The organism is Glaciimonas sp. CA11.2 (genome assembly GCF_034314045.1).
In the GTDB taxonomy this organism is placed as follows: domain Bacteria; phylum Pseudomonadota; class Gammaproteobacteria; order Burkholderiales; family Burkholderiaceae_D; genus Glaciimonas.
In genome coordinates this window covers 3,400,533-3,427,389 of record NZ_JAVIWL010000001.1, presented here as the reverse complement: position 1 = coordinate 3,427,389, position 26,857 = coordinate 3,400,533, and the positions used below count along the sequence as shown (strand labels likewise).

Genomic DNA, 26,857 nt, shown 5'->3' with positions numbered 1-26,857 from the left:
AACGGTACGCTGTAATACAAAGGCCTGCATCATCGCAGGCCTTTTGACTTTAATATCTCCACTCAAAACAATCTGCTTAACCTTGTGAAGATTTAGCCCACAAATTAATGCCGCCTTCCTGCGCCAACCCGTCAATCGCCGTCAACTCTTCAGCGGTGAAATCCAGGCGTTGCAACGCGGCGACATTTTCCACAATCTGAGCTGGACTACTGGCCCCGATTAATGTGGTCGTCACGCGTGGATCGCGTAGCACCCAAGCCAATGCCATCTGTGCCAGACTTTGACCACGCGCCAATGCGATCTCGTTGAGCGCTCTGACACGGGCCAGATTTTCGGGGCTGAGATGGGCTTGTTGTAACGATCCGCCACCAGCTTGATTGATCCGCGCATTGTCTGGAATACCATTCAGGTATTTATCCGTTAGCAGTCCTTGCGCCAACGCTGTGAAAGTGATGCAACCCATGCCCTCCGCTTCCAGCGCATCGAGCAATCCTTTCTCAATCCATCGATTGAACATGTTGTAGGAAGGCTGATGAATCAGGCACGGTACTTTCCACTCACGCAATAAAGCAGCAGCTTCCCGGGTCTTTTCGGGAGAATATGACGATACGCCGACATACAGCGCTTTACCCTGTTGCACGGCCGTCGCTAACGCGCCCATGGTTTCTTCGAGTGGCGTTTCGGGATCAAAGCGGTGCGAATAAAATATATCGACATAGTCCAGTCCCAGCCGCTGCAAACTTTGATCAAGACTTGCCAGCACATATTTGCGCGAACCGCCGCCCTGTCCGTATGGACCGGGCCACATATCCCAACCAGCTTTGGTTGAAATAACCAGCTCGTCTCTATAAGGCTTTAAATCTTCCTTAAGTATGCGACCGAAGTTAATTTCTGCACTGCCATATGGCGGCCCGTAATTATTTGCCAAATCGAAATGGGTAATACCGTGATCAAAAGCGGTATGCACCAACTCGCGTTGACGCGCCAATGTGGTTGTGTCGCCGAAGTTGTGCCACAAGCCCATTGACAATAGCGGCAGCTTTAAACCGCTGCGACCACAAAATCTGTACTGCATCTGTTCATAACGTTTATTCGAGGCGTGATAAGTCATGCGTTGATTATCCTTATTCAATTTATAACTTTTTATCTACTTGATCATTTTAAGCCGCAACCAGCGCTTGAATCGAATACTCAGAGAAAACTCCTTACCGACTTACGTCGATTTAATCTCAGTATCTAATCGCGTTTAGAGATGATTATTACTTTACAAAAATGCCGATTATTATAGGTGCATATATAATTCCACCGGATTCAATAGGAACAATGGAAAAAGCTGGTGAAGAACGATCCTGATTCTCCCTCTATTCAATGTCATCGGAGTGGGCATTATGCGCGTTTAAATTTTGCACATCGGCACGCCTCGAATTGTATCAATTTAGACCCTGTACCACAGGATTTGCAACCGAAAGTAACTTAGCTTGGTAATAGTTCTAATGCAGAATTATCATTAAGTACTAACAAATGGTGAGAGACATCATGAAAAAATTCATTTTATTGGCATTAACGGCATTAAGCTTATTAGCCGCGAGCAGCGCTAGTTATGCATGGGGTCATGGCGGTTATTACGGTCACGGGGGATTTTACGGGCCGAGTGTTGGAATTAGTATCGGCGACCCTTATTATTATGGTCCTCCGCCGGTCTACTACGCGCCGCCGCCCGTTTATTATGCGCCGCAGCCGATATATATCGAACCGCAGCAACAAACATATATTGAGCGCAACGATAATGTCTCTAACGGACAAGATTTTCGGTATTACTGCTCCAACCCTTCAGGCTACTACCCAGAAATTGGACGTTGTCCTAAAGGCTGGCTAAAGGTAGTTCCCGACAACTCTCAACCAAGATAAACAAAAGGTGGTGGCACTGTGAACAAACCATTTCTGAACAAGCCTAAAAAAATCATCGCTGCTGCAGCCGTATTAATGCTGGGTGGATGCGTGGGTGTGCCGACTGGGCCGAACGTGATGGCCATGCCGGGCGCTGGCAAAAGTTATGACCAGTTCCGGAACGATGATAACGATTGCCATCGCTATGCGCAGGACCGGGTGGGGCCAGGTGCAGGGCAGGCTACAGCAGATAATGCTACCGGAACAGCCGTTGCAGGTACGTTAATTGGTGCGACAGTCGGTGCTTTGATCGGTGCAGCAAGCGGCCGTGCTGGCGCGGGCGCAGCAATCGGCGCAGGTGGTGGATTGCTGGTCGGTAGTTCAGCAGCAAGCAACAATGCTGATCGTAGCGGTGCTGGTATCCAACGCCAATATAACAATGTGTACACCCAGTGTATGTATGCAAAGGGCAATCGCGTACCAGTGCCGGCGGGCTATGACGACAATCGCCGCCCTCGCTATGCCCCTGCACCACCGCCTGATTATTATGCTCCGCAGCAACGTGGATACAATACGCCGCCGGATTATGTGCCTTATTGATGTGGGTTAATTAATGTGTAGCTGAAGGCCTGCTTCTGGAAATGGAGGTAGGCTTTTTTTTGGAGTGTGACGTTGATTTGTAGATCGTAATTTGTAGATCGTCGTTATCCAATACATGCTGCTCAATGAAATTATTCGATAACAACGACCGCATTTGATACATCAAATTAAGGAAACCTAACCGGCCAGGAAAGGAAGCCTCCCAAACCATCTACCCATTTCCCGGCAATCGCAAAGTAACCTCCAACCCACCCTCCGGATGATTTCTCAACGTCAATCCTGCTCGGTGATTCTCAGCGATATTACGCGCAATCGTCAATCCCAAACCCGTCCCCCCGGTATCCCGTGAACGCGATGTTTCAAGCCGGAAAAACGGTTCGAATACTGCGGCCAGTTGATCCTCCGGAATTCCCGCACCGCCATCGCGTACCGTTATCACGATCTGAGTGAGATCTCCTGCACCTTCGCGACTTATTTGCAAACGGGCATAGCGACCATATTTGACGGCGTTGTCGACCAAATTGGTGAGACAGCGGCGTAAAGCATTGGGCTGGGCCATAATCGACGCCCGCGTCAGGCCTTTCAGCGTCACGTCCTGACCAGCATCGGCTGCATCCGCGCAGACGCTATCAAGCAGCGAGTCGATGTCGAGCAATTGCATCGCTTCTGCCGAATCCATGCTGCGCGCCAAATCCAAACCTTCGCGCACCATGCCTTGCATTACTGCCAAATCCTCGATCAATTTATGGCGCAAATCGAGATCATTCACCTTTTCGAATCGCAACCGCAATCGGGTTAATGGCGTTTGCAAATCATGCGTGATCGCCGCCAGCATGTGGGTACGATGCTGAATTTGCCGTTTGATTCTGGCCTGCATCGCGTTGAATGCATTTGCCGCCTGGCGGATTTCCGTCGGCCCTACCGCTTTCAAGGGAGGACGGTCAATATCGCGACCAAGCGCGGACGCCGCCGCCGCAAGTCTCTTAATCGGACGCGCGGTCATTTTTGCGACCACGTACGCGAGTAATCCAATTAAGAGCAAAAATAAAGCGAAATATGGCGAGAAAGCAGGCAAGCCGGGCGGACGTCCGCGCAGACCGCCAGGGTCTCGCATCATACGCAACTTCAGTTTAAGTAAAGCGCCATCTTTCAAGCTAACATACACCACCTGACATTCGTCAACCCTTGGTCTACCACGTTCAGCCGGACCACCGGGGCCGCCCAGACCAGCTAATCTACCAGGCCGCCAATTACACCCAATCTGTTTGGATACGACGATTTGGCGGTTTGTACCCAGCCTGGTTCTTAATAACGCAGCAAGGGAGGCATTGTCTGGAGCGACGTTTTCGGTATCGTTCGCCAGACTGGCTTCCAGCCCAAAATTTTCACTAGCCTGCAATACCGTCTCGCGCATGTCGGGGCTGACGTCGTCCAACGACAGCACGATCTGTTCCACCCGTTCGGCGATTCGGAAATCATACAACTCACGGAATGCGTTACGGCGTTCGTTATCCGCCAGCCAACTGGTAGCGCCAGCGGCGACTAACACCCCGGCAAGTAAAATGAGGAATACCCGATTAGCAACTGAGTCAAAAAAATTCTTCACGAATTCACGACTCGACCGAAACCGACGTTGCCAGAACATAGCCTTCGTTACGCACCGTTTTAATGATACTTGGCGTGCGGGCGTCGTCGCCCAGCTTTTGTCGTAAACGACTAATTTGAATATCCACCGAACGGTCAAAGGGATCAGCCTCACGACCTTGCGTCAGCTCCAGCAATTGATCACGGTTCAGAATACGATTCGGATGATCGAGGAAAACCTTCAGTATCCGGTACTCCGCTCCCGATAGCGCGACAACGACGCCCTCCCGATTGACCAAATGGCGGGCGATCAGATCGAGCGTCAAACCGGCAAACTGAATTTGCTGCGCTTCCGGCGTTGCCATATTGGGCGGCAGCGCTTGTGTTCGACGTAATACACTGCGGATACGCGCAAACAATTCGCGCGGCTCGAACGGCTTGGACAAATAATCGTCAGCCCCCATTTCCAGACCGAGAATCCGGTCAAGCGGCTCGCCTCGCGCAGTTAACATAATAACTGGGATCCCAAAATGCGTAGGATGCGCACGCAGCGTCCGGCAAAGCGTCAATCCATCTTCGCCCGGCAAAGTAAGATCGAGCACGATCAGATCAACCCGCGCCTCCTCCATTACCCGACGCATTTCGGCACCGTTGTTCGCCGTTAATGTGCGCAAACCGTTGGCGTCCAAATATTCAGCCAGTAAAGTGCGAATTTCGCGATCGTCATCGACCACCAATATGTGAGCAGTAGTATCCATGGACTCGATTATGGCAATTGATTCAGGCAATGGCGAAACTAATTTTGTATATTTGCATATCCAAATGGCGTCTGGATACATTGCGATACAAAGTTGGGCTTACGTAACACACGGGGTTACAAACCAATAGCAAGGCGAAAGATAGTTGATACACAGATGCGGTTTAATGAGTTCTGTGCAGATTACCTGCTCAAGACAACTCTCCCTGAAAGGATTCATCATGTTTAAGTTTCGCAAACAACTTTTGATCGGCATCACCGCTATTGGCTTTGGCGCCATGGGGATGAGTGCCCACGCCCAAAATACCACCGGTGGTGTACCTGCCGTTGAAAAAGCGGAAGCTGCGCAAATGCATCAACCTCCAACGCCTGAACAACGCGCAAAATTTGAAGCGCGTATGGCTAAACGACAAGCCAAATTGCACGATGAGCTAAAAATTACTCCCGCACAAGAAGGTGCCTGGAAAACCTACATTGGTCAAATGAAGCCAAACCCTTCAGGTATGCCAATGCACCGTCCAAGTGAAGAAGAATGGGCCAAACAAACAGCGCCTGAGCGTATGGATCATCGTATCGACATGATGAAAAAAATGGAAACACGCATGGGCGAACGTGCCGCCGCGTTGAAACAGTTCTATGCAGTGTTGACGCCAGAACAACAAAAAGTCCTGGATAAACATTTTAGCCATCATCACCGTGGCCATGGTGGCCCTCGTGGTCATTGGGGCGAGCAAGCAGGAAAGTAAAACGGATCAATAACCGGTAGCCACGACTTAGCTTATCTTTCTAAAATTTTTACCTTAATAACGATATTTATTAGAGATGACGGCTTAGTAGAAATTTCCATTTAACGTATGTCGACCACTATCAGAAGCCTCGCGTAATCCTGCCTGAGGCTTTTGGTACATGGTTGATCTTCAAAAAAGTTAAGTTGGCATAAATATAATTACCTTATTTTGTTTAACGATATCTGTTAACAAAGCTACTTTCGGTAAATTTTTCTCAGATACGCGAATAATGCACTTATCAAAAGTTGACAATAAACACAGTATGATTGGCAATACTGCGATTTGCTGAAATCCTCTTTTACGTTCTTTGTAATACTTTGCCTGAATTATTACGCTGGTAAAATTTACTCGTTACACTGCTTCAACTTATCCACAATTGACTGACTTCCGGCCCGCGATGAACACAACCCCACCACCGAATAAGCAAAATTCTATGACATCAGAGCAACCAAATTCTACGGAAAATAAACCTGTCGGGTCATTCCGTCGTTGGTGGTGGCTATTGTTGATCATTGTATTAGGGGGTGCGGCATACTTCTTCTGGGGCCGCAATACACAGCAAGCGGACGGTCAAAGCGCAACAATGCAGAGCGGTGGTAAAGGTCGCCGTGGCATGGCAGGCGGCCCAAACAGCGTTATGCCGGTTGGTGTGGCCAGCGCTACTATCGCCGATGTGCATATTTATCTATCTGGCCTTGGTAGCGTCACACCCGAAGCCACCGCAACGGTCAAAAGCCGCGTCGACGGGCAATTAATGAAGTTACATTTTAAAGAAGGCCAAACTGTCAAAGCTGGTGCTTTATTAGCAGAACTCGATCCACGTCCTTATCAGGTTCTGGTTACCCAAGCGGAAGGCCAACTTGGTCATGACAACGCATTACTAAAGGCTGCACAAATTGATCTGAAGCGCTATCAGACTTTATTGGCGCAAGATTCCATCGCTAGCCAGTTAGTCGATACCCAGGCCGCACTCGTCAAACAATACGCCGGTACAGTTCAAGCAGATCAGGGCACGTTAGACAATGCACGGCTACAACTTCTCTATTCGCGCGTGACTGCGCCGATTAGCGGTCGACTTGGTTTGCGGCAGGTTGATTTGGGTAATGTCGTGCACGCTTCGGATACCAATGGTGTGGTAATCATTACGCAATTGCAACCGATTACCGCCATTTTTAGCATTCCGGAAGACAATATTCCTAGTGTCATGAAGCAAATTCAGGCTGGCAAAACATTGCCCGCGGAAGCGTGGGATCGCTCGCAGGCCAATAAATTGGCCACCGGTCAATTTGTCACCATCGACAATCAGGTCGATGCCACAACCGGCACTGTCAAATTAAGAGCGGTTTTCCCTAACACCGACTACGCGTTGTTTCCGAGTCAGTTCATTAATGTGCGGATGTTGCTTGATACTTTATCCGGTGCGACCGTCGTTCCAAGCGCAGCCATCCAGCGCGGAAGCAGCGGCAACTTTGTGTATGTCGTCAAAGCCGACAAGACGGTTACTATCCGTCCAGTGACCGTTGGCCCAGTAGAAGGTCAAAATACTTCTATCGCCAAGGGAATAACAGCGGGCGAAATCGTGGTGGTAGACGGCGTCGATAAGCTGCGTGAAGGTGCAAAAGTAGAACCGGTCAAGCGCGGTGCAGGTGGCGCAATTGGCGATGCAGCAAGCCCGACCAATAGTCAGAAACATGGCCACCGCCGTCAAGCTGGTCAAGATGCTTCAGCAGCAGCGTCAGCTAGTGCCAGTGCCAGTGCCGATGCTTCCAGCGGTGGCAAACCGGCGCAGACGACAGGCTCGACGGATGCAAAGGTTGATTCAAAAGCTGACTCCAAGTCTGCTTCCCCGCAGCCAGCGAAACAGCCATAACCTGACCGACGCAACAACGCAACTAATATAGCTTACGCAACCGACGACTAATTAACGTATAACGACGACCATAGCGCATGAATCCATCACGGCAGTTTATTCTCCGGCCAATCGCCACCACCTTAATGATGGTCGCCATCTTTTTGGCTGGGATCGTCGCCTATAAGCAGTTACCGCTATCGGCCTTGCCGGAAGTCGACTATCCGACGATTCAAGTCGTCACGCTCTATCCGGGAGCCAGTCCGGACGTCATGACCTCTTCGGTCACAGCACCGTTAGAGCGCCAGTTCGGGCAGATGCCCGGACTCAACCAAATGTCATCCACCAGTTCTGGCGGCGCATCGGTTATCACGCTCCAGTTCACTCTCGCGCTGAGTCTGGATATTGCCGAGCAAGAAGTCCAGGCAGCGATCAATGCCGCCGGTAATCTGCTGCCGTCAGATTTGCCGACCCCGCCAATTTATAACAAGGTCAATCCAGCCGACACACCGATTCTGTCACTTGCCATCACGTCAAAAACTCTGCCGTTACCTAAAGTTCAAGATCTGATCGACACCCGTCTGGCACAAAAAATATCGCAAGTTCCAGGCGTAGGCCTCGTCAGTCTCTCCGGGGGTCAGCGCCCTGCGGTGCGATTGCAACTTAATCCACGCGCAGTAGCAGCGCTCGGGTTGAACCTCGATGACATCAGAACCGCCATCGGCAACGCCAATGTGAATCAGGCAAAAGGCAGCTTCGACGGTCCGACGAGGGCGTCGACCATCGATGCCAACGACCAGTTATCCTCCGCCAATGAATACCGCAATCTGATCATCGCTTATAAAAACGGCGCCGCCATTCGCATCTCCGATATTGGCGACGTGGTCGATGATGCAGAAAACATCCGCCTTGCAGCATGGGCCAACAACGCGCCGGCCGTTATTTTGAACATCCAGCGCCAACCGGGTGCCAATGTTATCGGCGTGGTTGACAGCATCAAGAAAATCTTGCCGACTCTGCAAGACACGTTACCCGGCGCTATCGATGTCAAGATTCTAACTGACCGCACCACCACCATCCGCGCATCTGTCAAAGACGTCGAATTCGAATTGATCCTGGCGGTGATATTGGTTGTGATGGTGATTTTCGTCTTTCTGCGCAACATACCGGCCACTATTATTCCTAGCGTCGCCGTACCGTTGTCATTGGTCGGCACATTTGGGATTATGTACATGGCTGGATTTTCGATCAATAACCTGACGCTGATGGCGCTCACCATTGCGACCGGTTTTGTGGTCGATGACGCGATTGTGATGATCGAAAATATTTCGCGCTATATCGAGCAAGGCATGAAGCCGTTACAAGCCGCGCTAAAAGGCGCAGAGCAAATTGGCTTCACCATCATTTCGCTGACCTTCTCTCTGATCGCTGTGTTGATTCCGCTGCTATTCATGGGTGATGTAGTCGGCCGATTGTTTCGGGAATTTGCGATTACGCTGGCGGTCGCGATTCTGATTTCAGCGTTTATTTCGCTGACCCTTACTCCGATGATGTGCGCCAAGTTGCTGCGCCATACGCCGGAAGCAGAACAAAGCTGGTTCTATCGCAAAAGCGGCAATTTTTTTGACAATATCATTGCGCGCTATGGCAAAGCCCTGGTCTGGGTTCTGAAACATCAAAACGCTACGTTGTTAGTCGCCCTCGGAACACTCGCGTTAACAGTCATCCTCTATATTTTCATCCCAAAAGGTTTCTTTCCAATACAGGATACCGGTGTGATTCAGGGCATTTCCGAAGCTGCGCAATCCACTTCGTTTGGCGCGATGGCGGAACGCCAGCAAGCACTGGCAAAAGTCGTACTGGAAGATTCCGCGGTCGAAAGCTTATCCTCGTTCATCGGCGTTGACGGCACTAATACCACGCTCAATAGCGGCCGCATTCTGATCAATCTTAAAGCCCACGATACTCGCGACGTCAGCGCCACCGATGTCATCCGTCGTTTGCAGCCAAAGTTAGCCCGCGATGTACCGGGCATTACCTTGTACATGCAACCCGTACAAGATCTGACCATCGAAGACAGCGTCAGTCGTACCCAATATCAATTTAGCGTGGAAGATGCAAACGGACTTGAACTGACAAAATGGGTACCGAAATTAATTGATAAATTACAGCAACTACCGGAACTAGCTGATGTCGCCAGCAATCAGCAAGATATGGGATTACAGGCCTATATTGAGATCGACCGTAACGCAGCATCGCGTCTTGGCCTGACAACAGCGGCGATTGACAATGCTCTTTATAACTCGTTCGGCCAACGCCTCATTTCTACTATCTACACCCAGTCCAATCAATATCGGGTGGTGATGGAAGTACAGCCGGAATTTCAAAAAGGCCCAGCCGCGCTCGACAGTATTTTCCTGGTCGCCGCCAACGGCAAGCAGGTCCCGCTATCCAGCATTGCTACCGTCAGCGAGCGTAACGCGCCGCTAGTGGTGAACCATATCGGGCAGTTCCCGGCAACCACGATCTCCTTTAATCTGGCTCCTGGCGCATCGTTGGGCGCAGCAGTTGATGCGATACGTGTCGCTGAGAAAGAAATCGATTTGCCAGTCAGCATCCAGACGCGGTTCCAGGGCGCGGCGCTGGCATTTCAGGCTTCGCTAAGTAACACGCTCTGGCTGATTCTGGCCGCCATCGTCACCATGTATATCGTGCTTGGCGTCCTGTACGAGAGTTATATCCATCCCATCACGATTCTATCCACGCTACCATCCGCGGGCGTCGGAGCGTTATTGTCATTGATGATTTCTGGCAATGATTTGGGCATTATCGGCATCATCGGCATTATCCTGTTGATCGGTATCGTTAAAAAGAACGCGATTATGATGATCGACTTCGCCCTGGATGCAGAACGCAATGAGGGATTGTCGCCGCATGATGCGATTTATCAGGCCTGCTTGCTGCGTTTTCGGCCGATTTTGATGACCACCATGGCGGCGCTACTGGGTGCATTGCCGTTGATGCTTGGCACCGGCGTCGGCTCGGAACTACGTCAGCCGCTGGGTATCACCATGGTCGGCGGCTTGCTGGTTTCACAGGTATTAACCTTGTTCACCACGCCAGTTATTTATCTTGCATTTGACCGTCTGTCACGACGCTTTAAGGCGCGTTTTGGCAAAGCCGACAATGACAATCAAGATGACGATGATCAAGATGCGCGCGCGCCTACCGAACCAGTGCGGCCCTAATTGCACGTCGTTATGCTAATCAAAAAATGGTCCAAAGAGTCGAAAAAAAAGCGGCTCAAAAAGTGTATCAATAAAGTGCCCCTATGAATATTTCGCTTCCTTTTATTCAGCGACCGATCGCCACAACGCTTCTGACGATCGGGATAGCGTTGGCCGGTCTGGTGGCGTTTCGGATGCTGCCGGTATCGCCATTACCGCAAGTCGACTTCCCCACCATTTCGATCTCGGCATCCATGCCCGGAGCGAGTCCAGAGACTATGGCGGCGACGGTTGCGACCCCGCTCGAACGGGCGCTAGGTACGATCGCCGGAGTCACCGAAATGACTTCTTCAAGCTCGCTCAATTCCACGCGTATTACCTTGCAGTTCGATTTGAGTCGGGATATTGATGGCGCGGCGCGTGATGTTCAAGCGGCCTTGAATGCCGCACGTAACCTGTTGCCAACCGGCATGCCGAGTAGTCCCACCTATCGCAAAGTCAATCCCGCCGATGCGCCGGTAATGATTTTATCCTTGACTTCGGACAGCTTGACGCCAGGCCAGATTTACGATGCTGCCGATACGATACTGGCGCAAAAATTGTCTCAGGTTGCTGGTATCGGTAGTGTCAGCGTGGGCGGCAGTTCGCAACCGGCAGTTCGGATCGAGTTAAATCCAACTGCCCTTAACAAATATGGTATCGGTAGTGCTGACGTTCGCACCGCCGTTGCCGCAACCAATGCCAATCGTCCCAAAGGAATACTGGAAGACGGTGACAGAAATTGGCAGATTTACGCTAACGACCAAGCCAAGACCGCCGCTGAATACATGCCGTTAATCGTATCGTATCGCAACGGCGCTCCGATCCGCGTGCAGGATGTTGCTACCGTTTTGGATTCTGTTGCCGACCTGCGCAATGCCGGTTCCGCTAATGGCAAACCCGCCATTCTGGTCACCTTGAGCAGACAGCCGGGTGCGAATATTATTCAAACGGTCGACAATGTTCGCGCGATTTTACCGCAGTTGCAGGCTTCCATTCCATCCGCTATCAATCTTAATATCGCGATGGATCGCACGCCGACTATCCGAGCATCGCTGGTTGATACCGAACATACGTTATTGATATCAATCGCGCTGGTCATCATGGTGGTGTTTATGTTTCTGCGCAATGCACGTGCCGCGCTGATTCCCACCGTCGCGGTGCCAATCTCGTTGATTGGCACATTTGGCGTGATGTATTTACTCGGCTATAGCCTGGACAATCTGTCTTTGATGGCGCTGACAATCGCGACCGGATTCGTCGTCGATGATGCGATCGTGGTGCTGGAAAACGTCTCGCGTCATGTTGAAGAAGGTATGACGCCGTACGACGCCGCTATCAAAGGCGCGCGTGAAGTTGGCTTCACCGTCCTGTCGATGAGTATCTCGCTGATCGCTGTTTTCATCCCGATTCTGCTGATGGGCGGTATTGTTGGCCGCTTATTCCGTGAATTTGCGGTCACGCTGTCGGCGGCTATTCTGGTGTCACTGGTGGTCTCCCTGACGACTACGCCGATGATGTGCGCGCGCCTATCAAAACATGAGCCAAACCGCAAGCAAGGACGCTTCTTCACCGCTACCGAACGCATGTTTGATGCTGCGCTAAGCGGGTATAAACGTTCGCTGACCTGGGCGCTGCGCTTTGGGCCGCTGATGATACTGATTTTAGTGGGAACCATCGCGCTGAATATTCACCTGTACAAGATTATTCCGAAAGGCTTTTTCCCGCAACAGGATACCGGACGCCTGATTGGCGGGATTCAGGGTGATCAGGCGATTTCTTTTCAGGCGATGAAAGTCAAGCTGAATACTTTTGTGGCAATCGTTCAAAAAGATCCCGCGGTCGAAAATGTCATTGCCTTTACCGGTGGCAGCCGACGTAATAGCGGGGTGATGTTTATCACGCTCAAGCCGCTGTCTGTGCGTAAACTATCCGCTGATCTGGTCATTGCCAGATTACGCGGCAAACTCAGCCATGTTCCGGGCGCAAATCTCTTCTTGCAATCGGTACAGGATATTCGCGTCGGTGGACGCTCCAGCGATGCACAATATCAATACACTTTGCAATCGGATGACATCAATCAGTTGCGTCTTTGGGAGCCAAAAATACGGGCTGCACTGGATGCATTACCAGAACTGGCCGATGTCAATACTGACCAAAATGATAAAGGTCTGCAAACCTCGCTGGTGATTGACCGCGAGACCGCCATCAGAAGCGGCGTGACACCGCAATTAATCGATTCTTCGCTCAACGATCTATTCGGTCAACGCCAGATTTCAACCATCTATAGCGGAATGAATCAATACCATGTAGTGATGGAAGCATCCCCTGAATATTGGCAGAGTCCCGAAATTCTGCGCCATACGTATGTCAGCGTCACGCCAAAAAGCGCCAATCTTTCGCCCACCACTTCGGCATTAGGAACACCGCCAGCGTTGACCGCGAATGGTCAACTTGCATCTAACTCATCGCTGGCGCAAACACTTTCCACTGCGGTCGAAGCACAAGTCCCGCTATCTTCATTCTCGACGTTTGCAGCGACCAATACCGCACTCTCGGTGAATCACCAAAGCCAGTTTATCGCCTCCACTATTTCCTTTAATCTACCACCGGGGAAATCATTATCCGAGGCAACGTTAGCCATCAACAATGCCATGAGCCGACTAGGTGTTCCGACCTCGGTGCACGGCACTTTCGCTGGAACGGCCAACGTGTTTCAGTCTTCTTTGAACAGTCAGCCACTATTGATCCTGACGGCACTACTGGCGGTATATATCGTGCTGGGAATATTGTATGAAAGCTATATTCATCCGCTGACGATTCTATCGACCTTGCCATCTGCTGGCGTCGGTGCACTGTTGGCTCTGCTCATCACCAAAACCGATTTCAGTCTGATCGCTTTGATCGGCGTGATTCTGCTGATCGGTATCGTTAAGAAAAATGCCATCATGATGATCGACTTTGCCCTCGACGCGGAACGCAATCGCGGCATGTCGCCACGCGACGCGATTTTTGAAGCCTGTCTCCTACGCTTCCGCCCGATTATGATGACCACAATGGCCGCCATGCTGGGCGCAATACCGTTGGCACTTGGTCGCGGCGATGGCGCTGAATTACGCACCCCACTCGGCATCTCGATCGTCGGTGGTTTGATTGTTAGCCAACTCCTGACCTTATACACCACACCGGTGGTTTATCTTTATCTGGATCGCTTTAGTTTATGGTGGAAAGAAAAATTTAAACGCGCTGACCATGAAACTGATGGCGAAAGCGCCCATGTTTGACCTAAAAATAATCCCAAAATTTGGTGAGAAATTATCGGAACAAAGAACGGCGCGAAGCAGCGGGCGCAAGATTTTTAGACATATTTTTAGGGCTGCCCTATTAGGCCCGATAAGTGGATGGAATTGATATGAAATACAATAATAGATTCACATTAGACTTATTGCGGAGCCGTAACGAGCGCAGTGAAGTCAAGGCGCGGGTAGGCGGCTACGAAAGAAGCCGGTTACCGGCTACATTGTTAGTAGCCTTTTCCGTAGCGGTGTTAAGCGCCTGCGCGGTCGGTCCTGATTATGTCCGTCCGGTCATGGAGGCGCCAACCGCCTTTAAAGAATCCAAGGATTGGAAAGTTGCGGAGCCGCGCGATCATGAACTTGGCGACCATTGGTGGGAAGGCTACAACGATCCCACACTGAACGCACTCGTCACCCAGATCGACATATCGAATCAAAATCTGGCGCAAGCCGAAGCCAAATATCGCCAGGCGCGCGCGTTGGTGCAACAATCCCAGGCCGCATACTTTCCAACCGTTGGCGCGAATGTTTCAGCGACCCGATCTGGCGGAGGTGGCGCAAGCAATCGCACCAGTAATACCAACTCGACCAGCGGCAGTAGCTCTGCTTCAACTAGCCACTCGCTATCACTCAACGCAAGCTGGGAACCTGATTTGTGGGGGCGGGTGCGCCGCACAGTCGAATCAAATCAAGCCAATGCGCAAGCCAGCGCTGCCAACTTGCAGGCCGCAAAACTGAGTGCACAATCGGCATTGGCGCAGGATTATTGGCAACTGCGGATACTCGACGCACAGAAAAATTTGCTGCAAGATACCGTTACAGCCTATCAGAAGTCTTTTCAGCTAACCAAAAATCAGTATGCTGCGGGCGTAGTTGCCCAATCCGATGTCATACAGGCGCAAACCCAATTAAAATCGGCACAAGCTCAGATGATCGATCTCGGCGTACAAAGGGCTCAAACAGAACATGCGATCGCCCTGTTAGTCGGACAACCGGCGTCGACATTTTCAATCGCGCCTGCGCCTTTGGTTGCGGTCGTACCAGCCATTCCTACCGGCATACCGTCGTCACTATTAGAGCGTCGCCCTGATATCAGTGCCGCCGAAAGGCTCGCCGCTGCCGCTAACGCGCAGATCGGCGTTGCCAAAGCAGCGTACTTCCCTGCCCTCACCTTATCCGCATCAGGCGGCTTTGAGAGCAATAGCTTTGTCAATTGGCTTAGTCTGCCAAGCCGTGTCTGGTCGCTCGGACCCGCGCTGGCCCAGACAATTTTCGACGGTGGCGCACGCAAGGCGCAAACCGACCAGGCCATCGCCAACTATGACAGCACCGTCGCCGGATACAAGCAAGCGGTCTTGACCAGTTTCCAGGAGGTTGAAGATAATCTGGCAGCATTAAGAATATTGGAACAGGAAGCGCAGGTGCAGGACGAAACGGTAGTATCCGCACGCAAAGCGGTAACGCTGATCCTGAATCAATACAAAGCGGGATTAGTGAATTACACCAGCGTGGCGACTGTACAAGCTACCGCACTTAGCGCAGAGAATTCGGCTCTTAACATTCTTAATCGCCGCATGGCTGCCAGCGTACAACTGATTGCCGCATTAGGGGGCGGATGGAATCAGAACGCATTACCGGACAACGCAGCCTTAAATCACGGAAAAACACCAACAACATCACCCGCCCCAAATTAATTATTCTCCAAAACTGGCGAAGTATTTTCGGGATTGAGCGGACGTTTCCGGATAGTTCAGGTCTGCGACCAACTTAATTTGATCATTGTTTTAGATCATCAGACTCTGGATAATTGGTGTGAACTTGAGAATAAATGCATAGGGATGTAAATTAGCAATTTAGTAAATCAGCGACCTCGCGACTGAGAGTTAAGATACTACAACATCAGCTTGATAAACGATTCAGGAGAATCACATGGACTTGCGCAATAGTTGGCAGTTATATGCACTTGGATCGGCTTTTTTTGCAGGCCTGACCGCCATCTTCGGTAAGTTTGGCGTCACCGGTATGAACTCGAATTTCGCCACATTCATCCGCACCGTAATTATTTTGTTTGTCATTGCTGGTATTGTGACACTACGCAACGAATGGGAAAAACCAGCCTTGGTCGCCTCCAGCAACTGGTTATTTCTCGCACTGTCAGCCATCGCCACCGGCCTGTCCTGGCTCTGCTATTACCATGCCCTGCAAATCGGACCGATCACAAAAGTAGCCCCGATCGACAAACTCAGCGTCGCCTTCGCGATCGTATTGGGACTGTTGTTCGCTGGTGAGCAACTCACTTGGCCAATAGCTATCGGCGGATCATTGATCGTCGCCGGATCGGTCGTCATTATCGCGTTTTAGGTCGAATATAAGAATCGAGGCGATAAATCTTTCACCGCCGTTCGTGAAGGATTGGTATTAGCTGAACGGCGTCGCTGCTTATCTTTTTCCAATAGGTCAAAAAGATAAATGACTTATAAATTTCTTCTGGCGAGCCATTTCAAAAATCCCAAGGTTTTTTTCTCGGAATTTTCACGCCGCGAGATAGCATAATCAAATCTGCCCTGTCGTTAAAAAACCGCTATTTTTTCCCACTCTCCTTCTGGCGCCAACATGTCAAAATGTTTCTCTACGGCGTTTATAAAAATAGTATTATCATCTGTATCTATTTTAAAATCATTAGTTACATGCGTGGTCGGCGAGATTTCTTCCCTCTCAATAAACCCGATTTCCACGACGAAAATATCCATGATTATTTCGAGGACTTCTTCCCGGGTCTGGTTATTTTTCATTAAATAAAACTCATCGAATTATACAATTCAACACCCAACTCAAAATTCCCTTAGGTCTTTTGAACGGAATTTTCACACCGCGATAAAGCATAACCAAATCTGCCATCTCGTTAAAAGTCTCTATTTTCTCCCACTCTCCCGCTGGTGCTAACATGTCAAAACGCTTCTCTACGGCGTTTAAAAAAATAGTGATGTCGTCTGTATAAATTTTAAAATCTTTAGTTACATGCGTGGCCGGCGAAATTTCTTCCCTTTCAATAAACCCGATTTCCACGACGAACATATCCATGATTATTTCGAGGACTTCTTCACGGGTCTGATTATTTTTCATTAAATAAAACTCATCTAAATATCCGTCTCAAAAAATCCCAAGGTTTTTTTCTTGGAATTTTCACACCGCGATAAAGCATAATCAAATCTGCTGTCTCGTTAAAAGTTGATATTTTTTCCCACTCTTCCGTTGGCGCTAACATGTCAAAATGTTTCTCCAAAACGCTTATAAAATAAGAGAGATCATCTGAATTAATTTTAAAATCTTTAGTTACGTGCGTGGCCGGCGAAATTTCTTCCCTTTCAATAAACCCGATTTCCACGACGAAGATATCTATGATTATTTCGAGGACTTCTTCACGGGTCTGATTATTTTCCATCACGCGCCTCCAGTGCACACATCCCAATACTAACAACATCGTAAATGGCAAAACCAACTGCGACAAAAGGAAATCCTCTACCGATGACGCCAAAAATTCGAGTCGAGCCAAAAGTGGCTTTCGCGGATTTTCGAAGACTAGTATGGACTTTTGCCATTGGAAAAAATTTATGTCAAAAATGACTGACCAAATTAGTATTTTCACTAGAGCGCAGCAACTGTCTATAACCAAGCATCGATTTAGGTACTGGCATCCCACCAATACCAGCGCTCACAGAAATAGCAGCCAGTCCGTAATGGTCTTTCGCACAATCCCATAGTTGGTCAAGTGATAGATCCGGGATTTTTACATCGGGCCTTGAAATTTTCATAAGTTGATATTGACCGTCATCGCCGAGCATTGCTATTGCGCCGCTGTAACCCTCCAATGATGAAAAGTCGTTCGCCAATCTACCTGTGTGAAGATTGTTGGTCAGACTACGATTATTTATTTTTTGTACGCCTTCAAAAATAGCGGCGTCAATAGTACATTCTTTCATGAGGCTGATCCCGGTAGATGCATCTTTACGCGTTGTGCGTAAGAGCGATCTATTGTGCTTCAAAAAAATTGTAATTATTAATTGGCGAAAGAGTACTTAAGGTTTTGTCTTACCATTGAAAATCAAGCGAAAATGTTTCTGCCATGCGTTTATCAAAACGTATCGACGAAATCGGCGAGCGTGATCTGCCCGACAGAACGGTTTGTGTGGAGGACCTTGATATGGGAAGAAAATAGGGGATTTTTTAACTTGGGCTGCGGGCCAAGTTGAACAGATTACTCTGATCGGCGACACCGTCGGAGCAATTTTGCGCAATGACCATACCGCACGTTGCGGTATCATTTCAGAAAAAAATTAACTCCAACCAGCATCAACCACAAATTCCTGCGATGTACACATCACACTATCGTCCGATGCCAAAAACAGCACCATCCGCGCCAGGTGCCAGGGCAATAATTTTCCAGACAGACATTGGTTGCGTTTGATGTCAGCCTCGCCTTTTTCATCCAGCCACAAATTATTCTGTCGTTCAGTAATTACCCAACCCGGCGTGACAGTATTGACCCGAATATTATGTGGACCAAGTTCCCGCGCCAGTCCACGCGTTAATCCGATCACCGCCGACTTAGCCGTGACGTAAGCCGGATAGCCACCGTTTGCTATGTGCCAGCTAATCGAACTAAAATTAATAATTGAACCACCGCCTTTTTTCTTCATGCCAGCTAACACCGCCTGACAAGTAAAAAATAACGGTCTCTGATTAATCGCAATACTGTTATCCCAAAACTCTACACTGACATCTTCAACGGCGTGCCGTGTATCATTCGCAGCGTTATTCACCAGAACGTCAAAATCACCAATCTCTTTGGCCATTGCTGCCATCGTTGCCTGCAACAGGCCGATGTCGCGGATATCGCAATGCCGAAACAACGGTGCAGGGAAGCCCGCTGCAGCCAATCTAGCGCATAATGCCTCGCTCGCTTCCGTTGCGATATCGACGAAGGCAACCAACGCACCCTGCTCCGCAAATGCGCTGACCAGCGCCTCGCCAATTCCGGTACCGCCGCCGGTAATGAATATGCGCTTCCCCTTTAAGCTCGGATATTGTGCAAGACCCTTAATCGCTTTTTGACTCGCTGACATGCTTACTCCAAAGTGTGAGGATTTACGTAAAATCGCTCCGTTAGGATTGTACATTCCTGACGAACTGTCTTCATCGCCAGGTTTGACAACCGCGTATCCGGAGCGATTTTGTGTCAGTCTGATAGAACTGTTCCGTCATCTAACATAAATAAACCTCACCGACTGTTTAGGGATCCACCAAGTATCCACGGATTGAACGTTATTTTGATAGTTTGCCATCCACACGCTGCCAGATTCCCAATGGATTGCTATCCTGAATAGCGCTTGGCAACAATTGCTGCGGCAGATTCTGATACGACACCGGGCGCAAGAAGCGCTCTATTGCAGCACTGCCAACGGATGTACTGCGACCATCGGAAGTCGATGGGAATGGTCCGCCATGCACCATCGAATAGGACACTTCCACGCCAGTTGGAAAACCATTTGCCAGAATACGGCCAACTTTTCGTTCGAGGATGGGCAGCAATGTTCCCACTGCTTCATAGTCGCCCTCATCCATTTGCAATGTTGCGGTCAACTGACCTTCAAGATGTTCTGCAACTTGCTGCATTTCGGCGATATCCGCACAACTGATCAATAACGATGTTGGGCCAAAAATCTCTTCCGACAAATGCGCATCGACCAAAAAATCTGCCGCGCTGGCAGAGAATAACGATGGCGTACCTTTACAAGCACCATCAACGGCAACACCGCGACTAAGATCGTGCACCTTAGTATTTGCTGCCAGGCGACTAACCCCTTTTTGATAGGAATCATGTATCCCTGCGGTCAACATCGTGGCCGCAGTGCGTTGCGATAATTGCTCGGCTGCGAGTGTCGTGAAGCGTTCGAAATCAGCGCCCGCTACACCCAGTACCAAACCAGGATTGGTACAAAACTGACCGACGCCCATCACCAGAGAATCGACGAAACTGGTCGCCAGCGTATCGCCGCGGGCGGACAATGCTTGGGGCATCATAAACACCGGATTAATACTACTCATTTCGGCATATACAGGAATCGGTTGCGGACGCGCAGCCGCAACTGCCATCAACGCCAATCCGCCTTGTCGTGAGCCGGTAAAGCCAACAGCCTGAATGGCAGGATGACGGACCAGCGCAGTGCCAAGATCATTGCCAACACCTGTCAATAGAGAAAATACGCCTTCCGGCAAGTTGCACTCGGCGACCGCTTGTTGTACCGCACGCCCCACCAATTCGGAAGTACCAGGATGCGCAGGATGTGCCTTAACAACTACCGGGCAACCGGCTGCCAGCGCCGCGGCCGTATCGCCACCGGCGACGGAAAATGCCAGTGGAAAATTGCTAGCGCCAAACACCGCAACCGGACCCAATGCAATCATCCGCATGCGCAGATCAACACGCGCAAGCGGCTTACGTTCTGGCAATGCCGGATCAATGCGCGCATCCATCCATGAGCCTTCGCGCAACACCGCAGCAAATAACTTTAGTTGTCCGACGGTACGACCGCGCTCGCCTTCAAGACGCGCTTGCGGCAAACCGCTCTCGGCCATGGCGCGTAGGATCAACGGTTCGCCCAGATCAATAATTTTTTGGGCAATCGTTTCCAGAAAGCGTGCACGGGTCTCCGGATCGGTCGCCCGATAGGGATCAAAAGCTTTTTGGGCCAGAGTGCAAGCTTGGTCAATCTGTGCGCTATTGACCGTATGAAAAACTGGCGCGATGTCCGTGCCCGAGACCGGACTGAATGCCGAAAATACTTCACCGTCGCCGGTAACGCTTTTAGCGCCGATGAGCGCCTGACCTGTGATATTCAATGGAGATTCCTTGGCCGATAACGGCAGATGTTTAATGGCTTAGCGATAGCTTAAAGAGAATGAATTATAGGACGCGATAGTTCTTCCACGGCAAGTCGATTGCGCAAAGGTGGTCCGAATGCGGCTACGTCGATCTCAAAGGTTTCGCCCGCTGATACTTCAATTCCATCCACGCAACTTAGTGTCGCTGTGCCGAAGAAATGCACGTGCACGTCACCTGGACGGCAAAATAATGGATATTTAAAGTGATGATATTCCAAATTGGCGATGGTATGCGACATGTTGTCCTCACCGCTGACGAATGGTTTCTCCCAGCGCACTGCGCCTGCGGTGTCGAGAATTCGTGACATCCCTTCTACGTGGGAGGGTAATTCTCCCAACAATAAAGCCGGTCCCAGTGAACACTGGCGTAACTTGGAATGCGCCAAGTAGAGGTAATTCTGGCGCTCAGTCACGTGGTCTGAAAATTCGTTACCAATTGCATAACCCAAACGATACGGGGAGCCATCGACACCGATCACGTACAAGGCCGCGATTTCAGGCTCTTCGCCGCCATCTAACGCAAAGTGCGGCATGGTTAACGCTTCGCCACTGGCGCGTACGATCGAGCCATCACCTTTGTAGAACCATTCTGGTTGAACGCCCAACTTTCCTGCTGCGGGTTTTCCACCGTCGAGTCCCATACGAAACATTTTCATGCTATCGGTGAGCGTATCGATAGCGCTGACTTTTTTATGCATGGCGTCACGGCCATCAGCGCTGCCGAGATGCGTTAAGCCAGTGCCAGTAACAAAACAATGCGCGTGATCGGAATGATCCAACGGCGCTAAAAGTCGACCTTGTTCAGCGACGGTTACATAATCCACAACAGTCTCACCCAATGCACTGGTGGCGAGATCTTTTAGGGATGTTTTTTTGGCGATAGCTGCTTGCGCCAACGCATAAGTCGTCGCGTAACCGTCAATCAGGCGAATGGTCTCACTGTCGCTATCTAAAACGCCGATATGGCGGCTGTTGTCTGGTTGCTTGAATTGAACTAATAACATGGCTGTTCCGATTAAAAAATGCTTTTTAAAACGGTACAAACCTCGCCAAAACCACATAGTTCTTTTGATTAAAACAGCGAGACCTGACCGATTACGTTCATTGGTTAGTGTGAGTGCTTTGGCACTGCCGACCCCCGACAACCAACCAGGAAATCGAAGTCGCAACCTTCATCTGCTTGCAGCACACGGTCAATGTAAAGCTGTTGATAGCCACCTTTCATGGTCGGCGCATTGGTATCCACTGCTGCCGCCCGTGCGGTCTGGCGCTCCGCCATTTCTGCGTCGCTGATATCCAGATGCAAGCGTCCTGCATGACAATCCAGCTCGATCCAGTCGCCATCCTGTACGATGCCCAGCGGGCCACCGGCGGCTGCCTCCGGCGCTACGTGCAACACCACTGTGCCGTACGCAGTACCGCTCATTCTTGCGTCCGAAATTCGCACCATATCTTTGACCCCTTGCGCCAACAATTTTGGTGGAAGCCCCATATTGCCGACTTCAGCCATGCCCGGATACCCTTTAGGGCCGCAGTTTTTCATCACCAGCACCGAGCTTGCATCGACGTCCAGATCAGGATCGTTGATACGGATCTTATAGTGATCGAAATCCTCAAAAACAACAGCGCGACCACGGTGCTGCATCAATTCCGGCGAGGCAGCTGAAGGCTTTAGTACTGCCCCGCGTGGGGCCAGATTACCGCGCAGAATACAAATTCCGCCATCAGCAATCAGCGGATTATCCAACGTTCGAATCACCTCATCGTTGTACACCGGCGCACTTAATGTGTTTTCCCAGATCGATTTGCCATTCACCGTTAATGCATCCTTGTGCGGCAGCAGATTGCCATCACCAAGTCGACGCAAAACACCGGGTAAGCCACCAGCGTAATAGAACTCTTCCATCAAGAAGCGGCCGGACGGTTGCAAATCAACGATCGTGGGTGTGCCACGGCCAATGTTAGTCCAATCTTCCAACTCCAGATTGACCCCGATACGGCCCGCAATCGCTTTCAAATGAATCACCGCGTTGGTGGAACCACCGATGGCGGCATTCACACGGATCGCATTTTCGAACGCTTCACGCGTTAGAATTTTGGATAGGCGCAGATCTTCCCATACCATCTCCACAATCCGCATTCCCGACATATGTGCCAGCACATAGCGTCGCGCATCAACAGCGGGAATGGCAGCATTGTGTGGCAATGACGTACCTAGTGCTTCGGCCATACATGCCATGGTCGACGCCGTTCCCATAGTGTTGCAGGTGCCGGCCGATCGCGACATACCGGCTTCTGCCGACATAAATTCGTGCATGGTAATCTGGCCTGCCTTGACGGCTTCGCTCAACTGCCAAACCGCCGTGCCGGAACCAATATCTTTGCCATTATGTTTGCCATTCAGCATCGGGCCACCCGTGACGACGATGGCGGGAATATCGCAGCTGGCCGCGCCCATTAGCAAAGCGGGCGTGGTTTTATCGCAGCCGACCAACAACACCACCGCATCCATCGGATTGCCACGGATCGACTCCTCTACATCAATACTTGCCAGATTACGGGTTAGCATTGCCGTAGGACGCAGATTGGATTCGCCGCTGGAGAAAACCGGAAACTCAACCGGGAAACCGCCCGCCTCTAAAATCCCGTTTTTTACGTGTTCCGCAATTTTGCGAAAATGGGCATTACATGGCGTTAGCTCGGACCAGGTGTTGCAAATCCCGATGATGGGCTTTCCTTGAAACTCATGATCAGGAATGCCTTGATTTTTCATCCAGCTACGATACATGAAGCCGTTTTTGTCATTGGTGCCAAACCATTCGGCGGAGCGTAATGGACGTTTTTTGTCGATAGTCATGGTTGGCCTTCTTTTAAAAGATGAGCAGCATCCACTGGATCGCCGGGATACAGGATGCAAATGAAAAAATTGATCTAGGTTGTAAAGCGACATCAGGTCTTGAAGCGTAAGACCTGGCGCTTAAACGGTCTTGCAATAATTCTTACAATAAGCGTTGCGCTTATTTGTTCTTGTTGTAGACATCGACACAAACAGCAGCTAGCAATACAAGACCTTTAATGACTTGCTGATAGTCAATTCCGATACCCATTATCGACATGCCGTTGTTCATCACACCCATCACAAACGCGCCGATCACAGCGCCCATAACTTTGCCGACACCGCCGGATGCCGAAGCGCCACCGATGAAACAGGCAGCAATTACATCTAGTTCAAATCCGGTACCGGCTTTTGGTGTCGCAGTATTCAGGCGTGCGGCAAAAATGAGTCCCGCCAAAGCAGCCAGCAAGCCCATGTTGACGAAGGTATAAAACGATACACGTGTTGTTTTGATGCCAGATAATTTTGCGGCCTTTTCGTTACCACCGACAGCGTAGACGCGGCGACCTAGCGTCGTGCGATTAGCGATAAAGGTGTACACGACCATCAATGCAAACATGATGATCAATACGTTTGGCATCCCTTTGTAAGTCGAAAGCAAGTAGCTGAAATAGATGATGATGGACACAAACACGATATTTTTAATGATAAAAAACGTCAGCGGTTCGTCCTCCATTCCATGCTTGGTTTGGCTTAACCGCCCCCGAATTTTGACAATGATCAAGATTGCAGCAACAGCAACGCCTGCAAGCAACGATGTAGTGCGCAAGTCGACACCGTTTAGTGGATCAGGGATAAATCCTGAGCTGAGTCGCTGAAATGTATCAGGAAACGGTCCTACCGACTGTCCGTCCAGCAACGCCAGTGTTAATCCTTTAAATACCAACATCCCGGCAAGCGTAACGATAAACGACGGTATCCGAAAAAATGCCACAAAATAACCTTGCGCGCCACCGATAACAGCGCCAGCAATCAGGCAAATTACGATAGTAAGAATAAAGTTAAGGTGAAAATTCACCATCAGAACAGCCGCCAGCGCACCAACAAAACCGACTACCGAACCCACCGATAAATCGATGTGTCCCGCGACAATCACCATCAACATCCCAAGAGCCATGATGACAATATAACTATTCTGCAACACCAGATTGGTGAGGTTCAATGGCCGCATCAGCGTGCCATTTGTCATGTATTGGAAGAACGCCATGATCGCTATCAACGACAGCAACATCCCGTACTCACGCATATTCTTTTTGAGAAAACCTGCGTAGTCTTTGGTTTCCGCGATTGGTATAGGGCCAGGAAGTTGTGTCTCTGCTGCTGCCATTTTTGAGTTCATATTAGTTATCTCCGATCTTCGCGTTTTTTACAATCGCGCGCATAATTTTTTCTTGAGACGCTTCTGCCGCCAAAAACTCACCAACGAAGTTTCCTTCGTTCATGACATAAGTACGGTCACACATTCCCAGCAATTCGGGCATTTCCGATGAGATCATGATGATGCATTTTCCCTCAGCAGCCAATTGACTGATGATGTTGTAAATCTCGTACTTTGCACCGACGTCAATCCCGCGCGTCGGCTCATCGAGAATTAGCACATCAGGGTTGGAGAACAGCCACTTACTCAGCACCACTTTTTGCTGATTTCCACCCGATAAATTCAACACTTTTTGAAACACACTGGCGCAGCGAATCCGTAATTTGTTGCGGTAATCGGCAGCGACTTTATATTCCTGCCCTTCATCAATCACCAGCATCTTAGACACGCCGTCAAGATTCGCCAGAGTGATATTTTTTTGTATATCCTCATCCAGAATCAGACCGTAACCTTTTCGGTCTTCGGTGACATACGCGATGCCGTGGTTAATTGCTTTTTGGACTGTGCCGACATCAATTTCTTTGCCACGCAAAAAAACCTTGCCACTGATACGCTTGCCGTAAGTCCGTCCAAAAATACTCATCGCCAGCTCGGTACGACCCGCGCCCATCAATCCGGCGATGCCGACAATTTCGCCTTTTTTTACATGAAAATCGACGCCTTTGATCACTTCCCGATCAGGGTGCAACGGATGATGCACGCGCCATTGCTTTACTTCAAATATGGTTTCGCCAATGTCAGGTGTGCGCTTCGGATAACGATCAGCCATTTCACGACCAACCATGTTCTGGATGATGCGATCTTCGCTGATCACTTCTTTGTGGCAATCCAGCGTATCGACTGTCGTGCCGTCGCGCAAGATCGTAATCGAGTCCGCTACCTTCGAAATTTCGTTGAGTTTATGTGAAATAAGGATCGAAGAAATTCCCTCAGCCTTGAGTTCCAGCAACAGTTCGAGCAATGCGTCGCTGTCGCTTTCATTCAGGCTGGCGGTTGGCTCATCCAAAATCAGCAATTTGACTTTTTTAGAGAGCGCTTTGGCAATTTCAATCAACTGCTGCTTACCAACACCCAAGTTCGTGATCAACGTACTCGGCGATTCTTTCAGCCCGACTTTTTGCAGGAGTTCTTTGGCTTTGTTGTACGACAAAGCCGTATCGATAATACCGTTAGTGGCCTGCTCGTTGCCAAGAAAAATATTTTCTGTAATCGACAACAACGGCACTAATGCCAACTCTTGATGGATGATGATGATGCCGATCTTTTCGCTATCGGCAATATCTTTAAATTGGCGTTCCTGACCTTGAAAATGTATTTCACCTGAATAGGTGCCGTAAGGAAACACACCACTCAACACTTTCATCAAGGTTGATTTTCCGGCCCCGTTTTCGCCCACGAGAGCATGAATTTCGCCACTGCGGACTACCAGGTTCACATTGTCCAGCGCTTTAACGCCAGGGAATGTTTTCTGGATTCCTCGCATCTCAAGGATCGTTTCCATCTTATAACCTCTTATCGTCACCAGAGCGCCGCAATGTTGCAACTTTCAGCACTTGATTGACAACCAAATTTCGACTGAATATTAATAACAGGGTTTCGTTAACACCTTCGCTG

General features: G+C 49.9%; 21 protein-coding genes. 8 read left to right on the top strand and 13 right to left on the bottom strand.

What is annotated here, in order from left to right; translation table 11 throughout:
* Window positions 1-76 precede the first annotated feature (76 nt).
* The gene (mgrA, locus tag RGU75_RS14825; protein ID WP_322237149.1) at window positions 77-1,111 is read right to left on the bottom strand and encodes an L-glyceraldehyde 3-phosphate reductase; all 1,035 of its coding nucleotides are present in this window, start codon (window positions 1,109-1,111) and stop codon (window positions 77-79) included.
* A 425-nt stretch (window positions 1,112-1,536) separates the two neighbouring features.
* Here mgrA and RGU75_RS14820 point away from each other — a divergent pair, with 425 nt between their 5' ends.
* Both RGU75_RS14820 and RGU75_RS14815 read left to right on the top strand, forming a co-directional pair.
* Window positions 1,537-1,908, top strand: a complete 372-nt coding sequence (locus tag RGU75_RS14820) for a hypothetical protein (protein ID WP_322237147.1) — start codon at window positions 1,537-1,539, stop codon at window positions 1,906-1,908.
* Window positions 1,909-1,926: 18 nt separating this feature from the next.
* Complete coding sequence (locus RGU75_RS14815; RefSeq protein ID WP_322237145.1) at window positions 1,927-2,487, top strand: glycine zipper family protein; 561 nt, start codon at window positions 1,927-1,929, stop codon at window positions 2,485-2,487.
* Between the two features lie 211 nt (window positions 2,488-2,698).
* Here RGU75_RS14815 and RGU75_RS14810 read toward each other — a convergent pair whose 3' ends face one another.
* Both RGU75_RS14810 and RGU75_RS14805 read right to left on the bottom strand, forming a co-directional pair.
* The gene (locus RGU75_RS14810; protein WP_322237143.1) at window positions 2,699-4,093 is read right to left on the bottom strand and encodes an ATP-binding protein; all 1,395 of its coding nucleotides are present in this window, start codon (window positions 4,091-4,093) and stop codon (window positions 2,699-2,701) included.
* A 4-nt stretch (window positions 4,094-4,097) separates the two neighbouring features.
* Window positions 4,098-4,829: a response regulator gene (locus RGU75_RS14805; RefSeq protein ID WP_322237141.1), complete on the bottom strand. Its 732-nt coding sequence runs from the start codon at window positions 4,827-4,829 to the stop codon at window positions 4,098-4,100.
* A gap of 220 nt (window positions 4,830-5,049) precedes the next feature.
* Here RGU75_RS14805 and RGU75_RS14800 point away from each other — a divergent pair, with 220 nt between their 5' ends.
* The 6 genes from RGU75_RS14800 (at window position 5,050) to RGU75_RS14775 (ending at window position 16,388) form a co-directional block, all read left to right on the top strand.
* Complete coding sequence (locus tag RGU75_RS14800) at window positions 5,050-5,574, top strand: Spy/CpxP family protein refolding chaperone (RefSeq protein ID WP_322237139.1); 525 nt, start codon at window positions 5,050-5,052, stop codon at window positions 5,572-5,574.
* 475 nt (window positions 5,575-6,049) lie between these two features.
* A complete protein-coding gene (locus RGU75_RS14795; protein ID WP_322237136.1) occupies window positions 6,050-7,486 on the top strand; it encodes an MdtA/MuxA family multidrug efflux RND transporter periplasmic adaptor subunit in 1,437 nt (478 codons plus the stop codon).
* Between the two features lie 77 nt (window positions 7,487-7,563).
* Window positions 7,564-10,713, top strand: coding sequence for an MdtB/MuxB family multidrug efflux RND transporter permease subunit (locus RGU75_RS14790; RefSeq protein ID WP_322237134.1), 3,150 nt, complete (start codon window positions 7,564-7,566; stop codon window positions 10,711-10,713).
* An 83-nt stretch (window positions 10,714-10,796) separates the two neighbouring features.
* Window positions 10,797-14,015 carry an efflux RND transporter permease subunit gene (locus RGU75_RS14785; protein ID WP_322237132.1) on the top strand — a complete coding sequence of 1,073 codons (3,219 nt, stop codon included), beginning with the start codon at window positions 10,797-10,799 and terminating at the stop codon, window positions 14,013-14,015.
* Between the two features lie 128 nt (window positions 14,016-14,143).
* Window positions 14,144-15,721 carry an efflux transporter outer membrane subunit gene (locus RGU75_RS14780; RefSeq protein WP_322237129.1) on the top strand — a complete coding sequence of 526 codons (1,578 nt, stop codon included), beginning with the start codon at window positions 14,144-14,146 and terminating at the stop codon, window positions 15,719-15,721.
* Between the two features lie 235 nt (window positions 15,722-15,956).
* Window positions 15,957-16,388, top strand: a complete 432-nt coding sequence (locus RGU75_RS14775; RefSeq protein ID WP_205319682.1) for an EamA family transporter — start codon at window positions 15,957-15,959, stop codon at window positions 16,386-16,388.
* Window positions 16,389-16,597: 209 nt separating this feature from the next.
* Here RGU75_RS14775 and RGU75_RS14770 read toward each other — a convergent pair whose 3' ends face one another.
* From RGU75_RS14770 to mmsA, 10 genes are all read right to left on the bottom strand, one after another.
* Window positions 16,598-16,819 (bottom strand): hypothetical protein, encoded by a 222-nt coding sequence (locus RGU75_RS14770; protein WP_322237126.1) that lies wholly within the window; start codon window positions 16,817-16,819, stop codon window positions 16,598-16,600.
* 10 nt (window positions 16,820-16,829) lie between these two features.
* Complete coding sequence (locus RGU75_RS14765; protein WP_322237124.1) at window positions 16,830-17,150, bottom strand: acyl carrier protein; 321 nt, start codon at window positions 17,148-17,150, stop codon at window positions 16,830-16,832.
* 10 nt (window positions 17,151-17,160) lie between these two features.
* A complete protein-coding gene (locus tag RGU75_RS14760) occupies window positions 17,161-17,469 on the bottom strand; it encodes a hypothetical protein (protein ID WP_322237122.1) in 309 nt (102 codons plus the stop codon).
* 172 nt (window positions 17,470-17,641) lie between these two features.
* Entirely contained in the window at window positions 17,642-18,007 is a 366-nt protein-coding gene (locus RGU75_RS14755) for a hypothetical protein (protein WP_322237120.1), read from the bottom strand.
* Between the two features lie 354 nt (window positions 18,008-18,361).
* Window positions 18,362-19,150, bottom strand: a complete 789-nt coding sequence (locus RGU75_RS14750; protein ID WP_322237119.1) for an SDR family oxidoreductase — start codon at window positions 19,148-19,150, stop codon at window positions 18,362-18,364.
* Window positions 19,151-19,349: 199 nt separating this feature from the next.
* On the bottom strand, window positions 19,350-20,927 hold the full coding sequence (locus RGU75_RS14745) for an aldehyde dehydrogenase (NADP(+)) (protein WP_322237117.1): 1,578 nt from the start codon (window positions 20,925-20,927) through the stop codon (window positions 19,350-19,352).
* 50 nt (window positions 20,928-20,977) lie between these two features.
* On the bottom strand, window positions 20,978-21,973 hold the full coding sequence (gene araD1 / locus RGU75_RS14740) for an AraD1 family protein (RefSeq protein WP_322237115.1): 996 nt from the start codon (window positions 21,971-21,973) through the stop codon (window positions 20,978-20,980).
* 104 nt (window positions 21,974-22,077) lie between these two features.
* Window positions 22,078-23,826, bottom strand: a complete 1,749-nt coding sequence (locus RGU75_RS14735) for an IlvD/Edd family dehydratase (RefSeq protein ID WP_322237114.1) — start codon at window positions 23,824-23,826, stop codon at window positions 22,078-22,080.
* Window positions 23,827-23,986: 160 nt separating this feature from the next.
* Window positions 23,987-25,192, bottom strand: coding sequence for a multiple monosaccharide ABC transporter permease (gene mmsB / locus RGU75_RS14730; RefSeq protein ID WP_416186871.1), 1,206 nt, complete (start codon window positions 25,190-25,192; stop codon window positions 23,987-23,989).
* A gap of 13 nt (window positions 25,193-25,205) precedes the next feature.
* On the bottom strand, window positions 25,206-26,744 hold the full coding sequence (mmsA, locus tag RGU75_RS14725; RefSeq protein ID WP_322237109.1) for a multiple monosaccharide ABC transporter ATP-binding protein: 1,539 nt from the start codon (window positions 26,742-26,744) through the stop codon (window positions 25,206-25,208).
* Window positions 26,745-26,857: the final 113 nt, after the last annotated feature.

What these genes read in the sequence shown, in the direction of transcription:
- RGU75_RS14750 (WP_322237119.1), bottom strand. Translation starts at nt 19,150, where the DNA reads ATGTCAGCGAGTCAAAAAGCGATTAAGGGTCTTGCACAATATCCGAGC.
- RGU75_RS14800 (WP_322237139.1), top strand. Translation starts at nt 5,050, where the DNA reads ATGTTTAAGTTTCGCAAACAACTTTTGATCGGCATCACCGCTATTGGC.
- mmsB (WP_416186871.1), bottom strand. Translation starts at nt 25,192, where the DNA reads ATGGCAGCAGCAGAGACACAACTTCCTGGCCCTATACCAATCGCGGAA.
- RGU75_RS14780 (WP_322237129.1), top strand. Translation starts at nt 14,144, where the DNA reads ATGAAATACAATAATAGATTCACATTAGACTTATTGCGGAGCCGTAAC.
- RGU75_RS14760 (WP_322237122.1), bottom strand. Translation starts at nt 17,469, where the DNA reads ATGGAAAATAATCAGACCCGTGAAGAAGTCCTCGAAATAATCATAGAT.
- mgrA (WP_322237149.1), bottom strand. Translation starts at nt 1,111, where the DNA reads ATGACTTATCACGCCTCGAATAAACGTTATGAACAGATGCAGTACAGA.
- RGU75_RS14805 (WP_322237141.1), bottom strand. Translation starts at nt 4,829, where the DNA reads ATGGATACTACTGCTCACATATTGGTGGTCGATGACGATCGCGAAATT.
- RGU75_RS14765 (WP_322237124.1), bottom strand. Translation starts at nt 17,150, where the DNA reads ATGAAAAATAATCAGACCCGTGAAGAAGTCCTCGAAATAATCATGGAT.
- RGU75_RS14735 (WP_322237114.1), bottom strand. Translation starts at nt 23,826, where the DNA reads ATGACTATCGACAAAAAACGTCCATTACGCTCCGCCGAATGGTTTGGC.
- RGU75_RS14770 (WP_322237126.1), bottom strand. Translation starts at nt 16,819, where the DNA reads ATGAAAAATAACCAGACCCGGGAAGAAGTCCTCGAAATAATCATGGAT.
- RGU75_RS14775 (WP_205319682.1), top strand. Translation starts at nt 15,957, where the DNA reads ATGGACTTGCGCAATAGTTGGCAGTTATATGCACTTGGATCGGCTTTT.
- RGU75_RS14785 (WP_322237132.1), top strand. Translation starts at nt 10,797, where the DNA reads ATGAATATTTCGCTTCCTTTTATTCAGCGACCGATCGCCACAACGCTT.
- RGU75_RS14790 (WP_322237134.1), top strand. Translation starts at nt 7,564, where the DNA reads ATGAATCCATCACGGCAGTTTATTCTCCGGCCAATCGCCACCACCTTA.
- RGU75_RS14755 (WP_322237120.1), bottom strand. Translation starts at nt 18,007, where the DNA reads ATGAAAGAATGTACTATTGACGCCGCTATTTTTGAAGGCGTACAAAAA.
- RGU75_RS14820 (WP_322237147.1), top strand. Translation starts at nt 1,537, where the DNA reads ATGAAAAAATTCATTTTATTGGCATTAACGGCATTAAGCTTATTAGCC.
- RGU75_RS14795 (WP_322237136.1), top strand. Translation starts at nt 6,050, where the DNA reads ATGACATCAGAGCAACCAAATTCTACGGAAAATAAACCTGTCGGGTCA.
- mmsA (WP_322237109.1), bottom strand. Translation starts at nt 26,744, where the DNA reads ATGGAAACGATCCTTGAGATGCGAGGAATCCAGAAAACATTCCCTGGC.
- araD1 (WP_322237115.1), bottom strand. Translation starts at nt 21,973, where the DNA reads ATGTTATTAGTTCAATTCAAGCAACCAGACAACAGCCGCCATATCGGC.